This is a genomic window from Bacillus jepli, from assembly GCF_047238305.1.
Lineage (GTDB): Bacteria > Bacillota > Bacilli > Bacillales > Bacillaceae_L > Ferdinandcohnia.
Genome location: NZ_JBDFMO010000001.1, coordinates 1,167,763 through 1,180,590, shown reverse-complemented (window position 1 = coordinate 1,180,590; position 12,828 = coordinate 1,167,763). Strand labels below are relative to the sequence as shown.

The following is a 12,828-nucleotide window of genomic DNA, read 5'->3' as shown; positions in this document are numbered from 1 at the left end:
GTAAGAAGAGGGCTTTTTCCTCCTCTTATCTTTCAGGTAATCATACCTGATGGATTTAGCACCTTTTCAAGAATTACCTTGAAGGTTGCCGGGTTTCGTAGGGCCATGTCCCTCCACCGCTCTGGATAAGAGTTCTTTATTCAATTAGTACGTCTCTGTTTTGCTTTATAAAAGGATTATAGTATGTGAAAAATCAAAAGTCAAACACTTTTAAAAATATTTTATTTTCTTTGAATACTATTATAATTATTAATCAACCCCCTTATTCCTATGTTTCAGCTACTAAAATAAGACCTAAAAATCATTTGTGTCATATTTGTGAAGCCTATTGCTTTTACCTGAAATCCGCTGTATATTAAGAGTGTAGAAAGTTAGTGAAAAACTTCACAAACTAACTACTAAAGCTGGCAGCTAACGCACTCATATTTTTTTACAACCACTTGTGAAGAGTTTCACAAATTAATTATAAGGGGAGATTAAGATGAGAACATTCTTAAAAGGACCTAAAATGGCAGTTATTTGGACAGTATTACGTGTATGGTTAGGAATTCAATGGATAGAAGCTGGTTTTCATAAAATAACAGCAGGTGGATTTGATGCAGGTGGTTTTATCCAAGGTGCCATTGCAAATGCAGGTGGAGATCACCCAGCAGTACAAGGCTGGTATGCAGCATTCCTTGAAGGATTTGCCGTACCAAACATTGAGTTATTCAACGTACTCATTCCTTGGGGCGAATTCTTAGTAGGACTCGGTTTAATTGTAGGTTTTGCAACCATCCCAGCATTACTTGCAGGTGCATTCATGAACCTTAACTTCTTACTTGCTGGTACAACAAGCACTAACCCAACACTTTACACAGTAGCAATCATTCTCTTATTCGCAGGCGCTGCAACTTACTACTACGGTGTAGACAGATTCGCAGTACCTTACCTTACAAAACGAATTAACGACAAAAAAGCGACAAAAACAGCTACAAACGTAGCGTAACGAAAGAAAGTGTTCCTCCTACGCTAGGGGGAACACTTTTTTTGTGACTTTCTAATCAGTTTGAAAAAATGTACACTAGAGAAGGGAAACGGTAAAATAGTTCAAAAAATGGAGGTAAACCTTAGATGCGAAAAATAGAACTAGGAACTAGCTCGTTAGAGGTACCTGTTGTTGCGGTAGGCTGTATGAGAATTAACTCTCTGGAAAAGCCTGAGGCAGAAAAGTTTGTACAAACGGCATTAGATATCGGAGCAAATTTCTTTGATCACGCTGATATCTACGGTGGTGGTACTTGCGAGGAAATCTTTGCAGATGCGATACATATGAATGATGACGTGAGAGAAAAGATCATTCTTCAATCGAAATGCGGCATTCGAAAAGGAATGTTTGATTTTTCAAAGGAGCATATCATTGATTCTGTTGATGGAATCTTAAAACGACTCAAAACGGACTATCTTGATGTCTTACTTTTACATCGTCCAGATGCCCTTGTTGAGCCGGAAGAGGTTGCTGAAGCATTCGACAAATTAGAATCCTCAGGTAAGGTTCGTCATTTCGGAGTATCTAACCAAAAACCAATGCAAATTCAATTGCTTAAAAAATATGTAAAGCAACCAATCGTTGCCAATCAATTGCAGCTAAGCATACCAAATGCTCATATGATTGCAAACGGCGTCTCATCAAATATGCAAATTGACCAATCCATTAACCGTGATGGAGATGTGCTCGATTTTTGCCGATTAAATGACATTACCATTCAACCTTGGTCACCATTCCAATATGGTTATTTCGAAGGTCCGTTTCTTGGCAATGAAAAATGCCCAGAATTAAATCAAAAAATTGATGAAATTGCTGAAAAATACGGTGTATCCAATACAACGATTGCGATTGCATGGCTATTACGTCATCCGGCCAACATGCAGCCAATTATCGGAACCATGAATATTAACCGCTTAAAGGATTCCGTGAAAGCAAGTGAAGTTCAGTTAACCCGTGAAGATTGGTATAGCATTTTTCTAGCTGCTGGCTATCTTCTACCATAACAGAAAGAGGCACCTCAAAAAGGTGCCTCTTTCCTTTAGTTTTCCGTGAATCCTGTAGCAATGACGGTTACAATTATTTCGTCTTTTAAATTGTCATTAATGACCGATCCAAAGATCATATTGAGATCCTCGTGTGTTGCAGACGATATCACATCTGCTGCTTCCTGAATTTCAAATAAACTTAAGTTTCTACCACCTGTAATATTTAAAATCACGCCACGTGCGCCACTTATCGATGTTTCAAGAAGTGGACTATTGATTGCTTTATGTGCTGCCTCAACCGCACGCTCGTCCCCTTTTGCCATTCCAATCCCCATTAGAGCCGTTCCCCTATGGGACATAACTGTTTTTACATCTGCAAAATCCAGGTTAATTAAACCAGGGACAGCAATTAAATCGGAAATCCCTTGAACCCCGCGAAGAAGTACATTATCGGCTTCTCGGAATGCTTCTATCATAGGCGTACGCTTATCAACAATCTCCAATAATTTCTCATTCGGGATGATGATTAAGGTATCCACGGCTGCCTTCATTGCATCAATCCCCGCATCTGCATTGACCGCTCGTTTACGACCCTCAAATCGAAATGGTCTTGTGACAACACCGATTGTCAAAGAACCTAATTCCTTTGCAATTCTTGCTATTTCTGGTGCTGCTCCGGTTCCAGTGCCACCGCCCATTCCAGCTGTCACAAAGACCATATCGGCCCCTCTTAGTGCATCCTCAATTTCTTTTTCACTCTCTTCAACAGCTTTCATCCCAATTTGCGGATTTGCTCCCGCTCCAAGACCACGCGTTAATGTTGCCCCAATTTGAATGGTGACCTCTGCCTTTGATTGATTGAGGGCTTGTCCGTCCGTATTCACCGCAATGAATTCAACGCCTTCTACCCCTGCTTCTATCATTCGATTGACAGCATTATTCCCACCGCCGCCAACACCTACTACTTTTATTCTTGCAAATTGATCTATGTATGGTTCAAACTCGAGCATAATTTTTCCTCCTTACCGCCCAATGCCAACCCCCTAAGAAGAAGTCGGATTAATACTATATGTTTCGTAGTAACACTTCACTTTCTGTCATAATTATCCTCTAAAAATCGAAAAGAAACCACACCAAATACCCAAATCGCATAATATTAAATTTGTTTTACAAACTAATAACAATACATGACGAAAGGAAACGAGCTATGAAAATTAGGATTGCCTTGATAATCGGAGTTATTTTCTTATTTTCACCAATTTATACAGGTGCAAACAGTTACGAAAACACCTATGTCATTCAAGCAGGTGATACATTACCAGGGGTCGCAAAAAGATTTCAAACCACAGTTGATGATTTAAAGATCACCAATGGGCTTCAATCAGATCTATTAGTTGTCGGGCAAAAGCTTTGGGTTCCTTTTTCCTATGAAGTAGCATCTGGAGATACCTTAAAGGAGATAGCCACTCGGTTCCATTCAACTCCTGAGCAAATTAAAAGAACAAATGGACTTTCAGTCGAACAAGTTGTACCTGGGCAAGTATTGAAAATTGTCCCGAAAAAGATGAACATGCACGGGGAACATCTTTTAATGACCAAAGAAGAGTTTAAGGATTGGCTCATGAATCAGAAGATTAAACGAAAAATAACCCTCATCCAACAACATCACACATGGGTGCCTGATTATAGTCGATTTAATGGATCAAACCATTTCGCACTTCTAACAGGAATGGAAAATTACCATAAAAACACAATGGGGTGGAAGCATATCGCCCAAAATATCACGACCTTTCCAGATGGGAAGGTTGCTGTCTCACGGCCACTCTATATTGCCCCTGAAGGCACCATTGGTAACAAGGCCAACTCTGTCGGAATTGCAATTGAACACCTTGGAAATTTTGATATTGGCCACGATGTCATGACGAAAGAACACAGTGACACCATCATTTATGTCAATGCTATTTTGAGCCTTAAATTTGGATTAACGCCTTCGATTGACAGCATTTCCTACCATCATTGGTGGGATTTACGAAATGGAGAAAGGGTGTTGGACAAAGGTCCTGATTATAATGTAAAGACCTGTCCAGGAACAGGATTTTTTGGAGGAAACTCCACAACAAGTGCACAAAAGTATTTCTATCCACTCATTACCCGTAAAATGGACGAACTTCGAAAGGAAATGGAATAAAAATAATCCACTCATCTTATAGAAGGATGGGTGGATGTCATTTCCCTAATAAATCGAAATGCTTTCTTTCTTAAAAAAATTCGGTTGCTCCTTCTTGAATTCATATAAATGAGTAATCCCTTTTGTGATATGTTCATTTACAACTTCTTCTGCTGTTACTACGTCCTTATTTTTTAATGCACTAAAAATGGATTTATGTTCATCCAAAACAGTATTCCATTCCTCAGCCTTTGTTGTGATCAAACTTAGCATTCTAACACGTTTATACTGTCCATTCATTTGGTCAATCCCTTGCCAAATGCGGTCCATTCCTAACCCTTTATAGATGAGTTCATGAAATTCATCATCATGTGATAAAAAATCCTTATGATTTTCTTCCTTTAGAGCAATTTCTTGCATGGTTAAGCTTTTTTCTAATTTATATAATGTTTCAGAACTTAATTTTTCCGTTGCCTCACGAATAACTGCAAGCTCGACAGCCTTTCTCATAAATCTTGATTCCTCAATATTTTTTGGATCAATTAATGACACAAATGTCCCAATTTGTGGCCGTATATCAATTAAATCCTCCTTTGCAAGTTGCATAAGAGCTTCTCTAATTGGTGTTCGGCTAACATTAAGCTGGTTACCAATGTCACTTTCTGAAATGGGCATACCTGGTTTAAGCGATAAATCAATGATTTTATCATATAGATAGGAGTAGACAAACTCTCTTCTTGTACCCCCGCCATTTCGTCTAACTTCATTATATTTCATGGCAATATCTCCCTTGAACGAATACCACTTGCGAGCATTTTCCAGCATGTAGGTGATATATACTAGTAATCTATTACAATTATTTTACACTAAAACGCTTACATGTAACAGCCCCGATTAAAAAAGAAGGTGTCTTTTCTATTATTTTGGCTAGATAACATGGCAACTGCTAGAAAAGGCCGCTTTTCGTAGTAAAAGAAAAAACGACCGATACACATCGGTACCAGTCGTTTAAAATTTATTGCAATGATAACAATTTAATGATCGTTTTCATTACTGCATCTTCTTCGTTTGAGCGAGTAATGAAATTGGCTGCCTCTTTTAATTCTTGTACTGCATTTCGGACAGCAAAACTATAAGTAGCACGAGTCATAAGCTCTAAATCATTAAAGCCATCTCCAAATGCCATTGTTTCCTCAGGTGTCACATTCAACATTTGCTGTAAGTGTTCAACAGTAGTACCCTTATGCACATTGGCATTTGCTATATCAATCCATGCTGCTTCCGAAGCAACAATATAAGCTGATTCAAAAAATGGCGATAATTTTTCCCTCGTTTCCATACATCTTAACAAGGGGTCATGAATGGTAATCTTAACAAAGTCATCTGTTATTTCATTGAAATCAGAGACTTGTCTTACTTGTGCATAAGACCTTCTGACAATCGCAGCTTCTTCAGGAGGAATATTATCTTTAATGACTGCTCCCGTTCTGGTACACGCAATTATGGTATGATCAAGGCTGATTTCCTCTAGCATTCTGATAATTTCCAGTCCTAATTGATTACTAAGCAAGGATTCATAAACAAATTCCCCATTATGCTTGATTCGAGTAGCGCTATCTCCTAGAATCCATAAATCTTTTGCATCGTCCCCAAATAACTCTTCAACGCGCTCACATTGTTTACCTGTAACAGGAGCAAAAACAACCCCTTTTTCGTTCATGAGCTTTTTGACATCCTTGTACAGTTCCCTGTTGAAATCACCGCTATTATTTAAGAAGGTTCCGTCCATATCTGTTAACACTAATTTAATCAAGTTGTTCCCCTCCCGTAAAAAAATCTCTCTCTTCTAGGTATTCGTCGTTATTAAGGACCTCTGGTTAAACATGTAAAAACTTCACACACACTGGGAATGGTACAGTTATGTCTGAATCAACCAAAGATAGTTTTCCGGTTTGTTCATCCCTAGCATATAACACAAGATTGTTTGACTCTTGGTTGGAGCCTACAATGAATTTTTCAGTTGGATCAAATACAAAATCACGTGGCCAATCTCCTTCTGAAGAGACCATTTCTACAAGTGCTAACTCACCTGTGGCTTCATTTACTTGGAAGACAGCGATGCTGTTATGTCCACGGTTTCCAGCATATACAAATTTCCCATCCTTTGATATATGAACGGCACTACCTTGACTGTTTTCTGTAAAATCACTAGGTATTGTTGAGATATATTGAAGCTCGGTAAAGCTTCCAATACTGCTGTCATAAGATAGTGCAACAACTTCATTGCTAATCTCTGTCATGATGTATGCATATTTTCCGTTTGGATGAAAGGCAATATGTCTAGGCCCACTTCCTGGTCGAACCGATAAACTGTTAACCTCTTTTAAAGCCCCATCGATTACCTCATAGGTAATAAGCTTATCGATTCCTAAATCAATCGCAACAATATATTTCTCGTCTGGAGTAAAACCAGAAAAATGAGTATGCGGTTTTTCTTGTCTTTCATGTGGCCCCTTACCTTCATGCGCAACCACTGACAAAGAAGATTCAATGCTGCCAGTTTCGCTGTTCAATGAATATAACTCGATTGTTCCTTTATGATAATTGCCCGTAACAACTTGGTTGTTTGCTTTGTTCACACTAACATGGCAAGGAGATGCCCCTTCTGAAACATCGTTATTTAATTGTTTTAACTCGCCTGTTTGACTATCAACAGAGTAAGCTGCTACACCACCTGCTTCACCGTCTTTTACCACAGAGTAAAGAAAACGATTGTCCTGACTGACGGTAACATATGTAGGATTTCCTAATTCTGCTGCTAGTTTTACGTCTGTTATTTTTTGTTCATCTGTATCTAATGTAAAAGAATAAATTCCTTTGCTGTCCCCTTTTGTATAGGTCCCAACATATCCATTAAATTTGCTCATTTGGTAAAACCCCTTTCGTTAATATGTTCTTATTTTGCCGTTACACGGTATAAGCAATTCTCCTATTCAATTTTACCATTCCACATGATCGTACTTAAGAAAACTGCTCCTAACGAAAAGAAATTTCTTTTTCAAAAAAAAGGCAGCTCATTATGAACTGCCCTAAAACTTTATAGTACCTCACCATTTGATTCAATGACTTTCTTATACCAATAGAAGGAATCCTTTCTGCTTCTATCTAATGTACCGTTTCCTTCGTCGTCTTTGTCAACATAAACGAAGCCATAGCGCTTCGACATTTCACTGGTAGACATTGAGACTAAGTCAATTGGTCCCCAAGCAAGATAACCCATTAAATCTACACCATCTCCAACTGCTTCTTTCATTTGTTCGATATGCTTACGTAAATAATCAATTCGGTACGTGTCATGAATGGCGCCGTCTTCCTCCACCTTATCGTAAGCACCTAAACCATTTTCTACGATAAATAATGGCAATTGATAACGATCATACAATTCATTTAATACAACTCGTAAGCCAATCGGGTCAATTTGCCATCCCCAGTCTGATGCTTCTAGGTATGGGTTTTTTAATGAATTCATTAAGTTCCCTTCAGTCACTTCTCCTTCAGGGGAATCGGAAGACAACATAGACATATAGTAGCTAAATGTAATATAGTCTACTGGATATTGTTTTAAGATCTCATCATCGCCAGTTTCCTTCACGATATGAATGTCATTTTCCACAAAGAAACGTTCCATATATTTTGGATATTCACCACGAGCATGTACATCTGTAAAGAATAGATTTGCTTGATTATCCTGTTGTGCTTTTAATACATCTACTGGATTTGGCGTGTTTGGATAATGACTCATTCTAGCTAACATACAACCCATTTTACCTTCAGGCACGATTTCATGTAGCTTTTTCGTTGCAAGTGCACTAGCAACAAACTGGTGATGTAATCCTTGATATTTTGCTTGAATAGGATTATCTTCTTTATCTGACAAAATACCTGCACCAGTAAAAGGACTAATTGTAATAATGTTAATTTCATTAAATGTCATCCAGTATTTCACTTTATCCTTATAACGTTTAAATACGGTTTCTGCATAACGTACAAAGTGATCAATCGTTTCTCGTCCGACCCAACCGTTATATTTTTCCGTTAATCCATAAGGTGTTTCATAATGAGATAAAGTAACAACAGGTTCTATATTGTATTTTGCTAATTCATCGAAAACATTATCGTAAAATTGTAAACCTGCTTCATTTGGTATTTCGTCATACCCATTTGGAAAAATTCTTGACCAATGAATGGAAAGACGGAAAGCTTTGAATCCCATTTCTGCAAGTAGTGCGATATCTTCTTTATAACGATGGTAAAAATCAATTCCTTCTCGTTTTGGATGACGCGCAGTAGATTCCCCACTTAACGTTCTACGAATTTGTTCAGAAGTGATCTCCATTGCATTATCTTTAGTCCGCTTGTCTTTCGGAATATATTCTACGAAGTCTGCTGCAGATAAGCCTTTGCCATCTTCGTTATATGCTCCTTCAATTTGGTTGGCTGCAGTTGCGCCTCCCCACAGGAAGTTCTTTGGAAATTCAGGAATAAATTTTGTCATTGGTTATTCTCCTCTTTTCACCATATTTTTTCATTAACTAACAATCAAGGGGCTTGAACGCCCACATTGATTGTTGGATTAATGTTATTTCACAATAGTTAGTACTTGCTCTCCTGCAGATACATTCTTAAATTCTGCTGGCAAAACACTTGAAAAGTCATTTGTATTGGTAATAATAACAGGTGTCATTGTTTGATAGCCTGCACCCTTTATGCCTTGAATATCAAAGGTTACCAACTTGTCACCTTTTTTCACTACTGCATCAGGAGCTACATGAGCTTCGAAATGCTTACCTTCTAATTGAACAGTGTCAAGACCAATATGAATTAATACTTCTATTCCATCCTCACTAATTAACCCAATCGCATGCTTTGTCGGGAATAAAGTTGCAACCTTTCCATCAAATGGTGCTACAACAACTCCCTCTGTAGGTTCAATTCCTACACCTTTCCCCATCGCTGCACTCGCAAATACAGGATCATCAACTTTTTCTAACGGAATCATTTCACCATTCATTGGCGAATAAATTTCAACTTTCTTTCCAGTTTCCTGGTTTGGAGTTTCTTGTGGTGTGACATCAACATTTTTCTCTTCTTCATCAGTATCTTTACCACTTTTTCGTCCATCTGTTCCAAAAATAAACGCGAGTATCGTTGCTGCGATAAACGCTGCTCCAATACCAATGCTATAACCAAGTGCGGGATTGTACGCTGGAATCGTTAATACGCTGTTAAATACAAATGTAAATACTCGAACATCAAAAAATGCAACAATTGCTCCACCAATCGCACCTGAAATGAGTACAAGCGGAATTAATCTTCTATAACGTAAAATTAGACCATATAAAATTGGTTCGGTAACTCCGGCTAGAACGCCTGATAAGGTTGCTGCAAAAGATAAAGAGCGTAAATCTTTATTTCTCCTTGCACGCAGGAAGATACCGAATGCAATACCCATTTGTGCAAAAGTAGAAGCGGCGGTAATTGGACCAATCACATCTCCTCCACGTGTGAAGTTATCAATCATGATTGGAACAACACCCCAATGCACACCGAGTATGACAAGGATTGGCCAAATAAGGGCAATCAAAATTCCAGTTAGGATTGCAGAAATGTCTAGCATGAAAGTAACTGCATTTCCAATTGCCAAGCTAATATACTCACCAAATGGACCAAATACTAGGGCTGTAAGTGGAACCATAACTAAAATACCAATCATCGATACAAAAAATAATTGAATCGTATCAGGTGTTACTCGTTTTAGCCATCTTTCCAATGGAGCATAAACCGCCATTGCAATAAGGAGTGGGAATACGGTTGATGAATAATCCGAAACGATTAGTGGTATCCCTAAGAAAGACGTGCCGTCTGTTCTTTCTAGTAAAGCAGTGAAATTAGGGTCTAAAAGGCCAGCGGCAATTACACCACCAACAAACGGGTTTGCTCCTAATTTTTTTGCAGCTGATATACCAACTAAAATCGGTAGGAAATAAAATAGACCACTAGATGCTGCATTTAATACTGAATAGGTTGTTCCCTCTACGTCAATCCAATTAAGGGCAGTCAGAACAGCGAGTAATGCCTTGATCATTCCAGCACCAGCTAATGCAGGAATTAAAGGTGAAAAAGTACCTGAAATATACTCAAATACTTTTGCTATTACGCCAGTCTTTTTTCCACCACCATCGCTATCTTCTTTATCTCCGGAAGCAATATTATGATGATTCATAATTTCTGAATACACTTTTCCAACTTTATTCCCAATCACAATTTGGAATTGTCCGCCTTTCTCTACCACAGTTAATACATCGGGAATATCAGACAATGCATTTTTGTCAGCCTTCTCATGATCATCGAGTTTAAATCTTAATCGTGTTGCACAATGGACTAAAGAGTTAATATTGTCCTCTCCGCCAACTAAATCAACAATTTTATCGCCTAGTTCTTTGTTATTCATAGCTGTTTCTCCTTTGTTTTTTTCAAATAAAAAACCTGAACCAATTTAAACACACAAATTTTAGCGTGTTTAAAATCGATTCAGGTTATGCCCAAATTGGTAACATTCCTTCGAAGGATTATGAAATTCACAAGACGAATATAACATCAAATTTTAACAATGTCAACGTTTTCTTCGACAAAAAACATCATTTTTCGACAAATATCTACCCTTTCCTTTGATTGAGTAAATGTCGATTCGTAACTCGGTGAATATGCACGGTTAAGTAGATTTCTTCTTCCTTGGATATTTCCCAACCAAACTCCTTTTTTAAATAAGTAGCGATTTTTTGGGTACAAGTATAAGCATCTTTATATTTAAGTTTAATCTGCTCATGGAAAAAATCATCTATGGATTCTGCCGACTTTTCCTTGCGCATGTATCTCATCCCAAAGAAGCGTAAATGTGTTAAAAACCGTTCATAATTCAAAGAAGTTTCATCTAGTTCCATTTTAAAGTGGTATTTTACAATGTTTAAAATGTCATTCACCATCTGAGTAATTTGAACGGCAGCCGCCAGGTTTTCCCCGGAGAGCTGACCATTCACCAAATGAAGTGCAATCGAAGCTGCTTCATCTTCATCAAGCCTAATGCCCGTCTCTTTTTCAATCAAGTCCAATGCCTTTAATGCTATTTGAAATTCCCGTTTATAATATTTCCTAATTTCCCATAATAGGGCATTCTTCATTTGAATTCCCTGCTTATGTCTGCTAATCGCAAAGCTAAGGTGATCCGTTAAGGCGACATATAAATAGTCATCGAGTTTATAGGGCAACTTGGTTTTGGCATAATCTAAAATTTTGGATGATATGCTTAAATAAAGCTCTGATGTATCTTCAAGTAATTTGGCAAGCTTTTCGGTAATCCCATGCTTTTGTAGGATAAAGGTTTTTTCAATTTTTGAAGCATCAATTGTATCTCCTGATTTACGTTGAAAAGCTAAGCCCTTGCCCATTGCAACTATTTCTTGATCTAGTTCATTTCTGCACATCACAACATTGTTATTTAAAACCTTCTCAATCTTCATGCTTCCACCCCATGACTAAAACAGATTCCAATAATAAAAAAACCTATATTTGTATACAAGAATATCATTGATGATATTCTTTCACAAACATAGGTTTTGCCTGCCGAACAGTAACAATCCTTTTTATTGATTGCAAACGATTACCTTGTTTATATCAAATATATTTTGACTTGTCAATGAAACCGTTTAGGTATTCCTATAGATTATATTCCCTTAGCATCTCTTCAATCGCAAAAGCGACCCCATCTTCTTCATTTGTTTTCGTCGTATATTTACATAGATTTAAGATCTCTGGGTCAGCATTCCCCATCGCAACACCACGTCCTGCCATTTCGAGCATGCTTTTATCGTTTAAATTATCACCCATTGACATGACATCCCTCATGTCAATCCCCATACCTTTTGCCAATTCCTGGAGAGCTAGCCCTTTTTTAGCCTCTGGATGATTAAATTCAAGATTTAAATATCCTGAGGAGGTAATCACTACTCCGGCTTCATCTTTTAGTTCAGTATACACTTGCTGATAACTTTTCTCTTCTTCCGCAAAGCTTAATAATTTATATATTTTTAAATCCTTCAATGCTTCCAATTGTTCATAGTCCTCAACAAACTGAACACTTTCATTTTGGAAACGGAATTCAATCCTTTGATTGATTTCCTCATCTGTCAAATCAGGATTCACCGTTTTCCACCATCTCGTCATTCTGTCAATAAACCTGTCTCTACCAAATGAAAATAAACCCTTATTCGTAAAAAACTCCGTATACATCTCACCATTGTGACAAGCGGTGTACACTTTTTTACAAACCAATTTATCCATTGGTATATCGCGTAAAATGTTGCCATTTATATCAAATGAACTCGCACCGTTTAAGGTAATAATCGGACAAGTGATTCCTACTTCCTCAAGAGGCATTTTTGCGGCATCATACGATCTTCCAGTTACAACAACAAATTCTACCCCTTTTTCCATCGCCTTTTGAATCGCTCGCACATTTGCCGCGCTTACCTTGCTATCTTCATTTAACAGAGTTCCATCTAAATCAGAAGCAATCAGTTTCATATCCCAAA

10 protein-coding genes, 1 pseudogene and 1 riboswitch are annotated in these 12,828 nt (G+C 37.8%); of the genes and pseudogenes, 3 read left to right on the top strand and 8 right to left on the bottom strand.

The window, feature by feature from the left end:
- Window positions 1-22: 22 nt before the first annotated feature.
- A riboswitch (SAM riboswitch) is annotated at window positions 23-132 on the bottom strand.
- A gap of 349 nt (window positions 133-481) precedes the next feature.
- Window positions 482-988, top strand: coding sequence for a DoxX family membrane protein (locus tag ABC371_RS06025; protein ID WP_412895959.1), 507 nt, complete (start codon window positions 482-484; stop codon window positions 986-988).
- A gap of 125 nt (window positions 989-1,113) precedes the next feature.
- Window positions 1,114-2,031 carry an aldo/keto reductase gene (locus ABC371_RS06020; protein ID WP_412895958.1) on the top strand — a complete coding sequence of 306 codons (918 nt, stop codon included), beginning with the start codon at window positions 1,114-1,116 and terminating at the stop codon, window positions 2,029-2,031.
- A 41-nt stretch (window positions 2,032-2,072) separates the two neighbouring features.
- Here the strand turns inward: ABC371_RS06020 and ftsZ are convergent.
- Window positions 2,073-3,023: pseudogene (gene ftsZ / locus ABC371_RS06015) on the bottom strand (cell division protein FtsZ); the annotation flags it as partial.
- 197 nt (window positions 3,024-3,220) lie between these two features.
- Between ftsZ and ABC371_RS06010 the strand changes: the two are divergent.
- Complete coding sequence (locus ABC371_RS06010) at window positions 3,221-4,201, top strand: LysM peptidoglycan-binding domain-containing protein (RefSeq protein WP_412895957.1); 981 nt, start codon at window positions 3,221-3,223, stop codon at window positions 4,199-4,201.
- A 45-nt stretch (window positions 4,202-4,246) separates the two neighbouring features.
- Here the strand turns inward: ABC371_RS06010 and ABC371_RS06005 are convergent, their stop codons facing one another.
- From ABC371_RS06005 to ABC371_RS05975, 7 genes are all read right to left on the bottom strand, one after another.
- Entirely contained in the window at window positions 4,247-4,957 is a 711-nt protein-coding gene (locus tag ABC371_RS06005) for a GntR family transcriptional regulator (protein WP_412895956.1), read from the bottom strand.
- Between the two features lie 238 nt (window positions 4,958-5,195).
- Complete coding sequence (locus tag ABC371_RS06000; RefSeq protein WP_412895955.1) at window positions 5,196-5,993, bottom strand: HAD family hydrolase; 798 nt, start codon at window positions 5,991-5,993, stop codon at window positions 5,196-5,198.
- Between the two features lie 64 nt (window positions 5,994-6,057).
- The gene (locus tag ABC371_RS05995) at window positions 6,058-7,107 is read right to left on the bottom strand and encodes a lactonase family protein (protein WP_412895954.1); all 1,050 of its coding nucleotides are present in this window, start codon (window positions 7,105-7,107) and stop codon (window positions 6,058-6,060) included.
- Window positions 7,108-7,277: 170 nt separating this feature from the next.
- A complete protein-coding gene (locus ABC371_RS05990; protein ID WP_412895953.1) occupies window positions 7,278-8,735 on the bottom strand; it encodes a glycoside hydrolase family 1 protein in 1,458 nt (485 codons plus the stop codon).
- Between the two features lie 84 nt (window positions 8,736-8,819).
- On the bottom strand, window positions 8,820-10,691 hold the full coding sequence (locus ABC371_RS05985) for a beta-glucoside-specific PTS transporter subunit IIABC (RefSeq protein ID WP_412895952.1): 1,872 nt from the start codon (window positions 10,689-10,691) through the stop codon (window positions 8,820-8,822).
- Between the two features lie 205 nt (window positions 10,692-10,896).
- On the bottom strand, window positions 10,897-11,757 hold the full coding sequence (gene licT / locus ABC371_RS05980; protein ID WP_412895951.1) for a BglG family transcription antiterminator LicT: 861 nt from the start codon (window positions 11,755-11,757) through the stop codon (window positions 10,897-10,899).
- Between the two features lie 196 nt (window positions 11,758-11,953).
- Entirely contained in the window at window positions 11,954-12,820 is an 867-nt protein-coding gene (locus tag ABC371_RS05975) for a Cof-type HAD-IIB family hydrolase (RefSeq protein WP_412895950.1), read from the bottom strand.
- Window positions 12,821-12,828 lie beyond the last annotated feature (8 nt).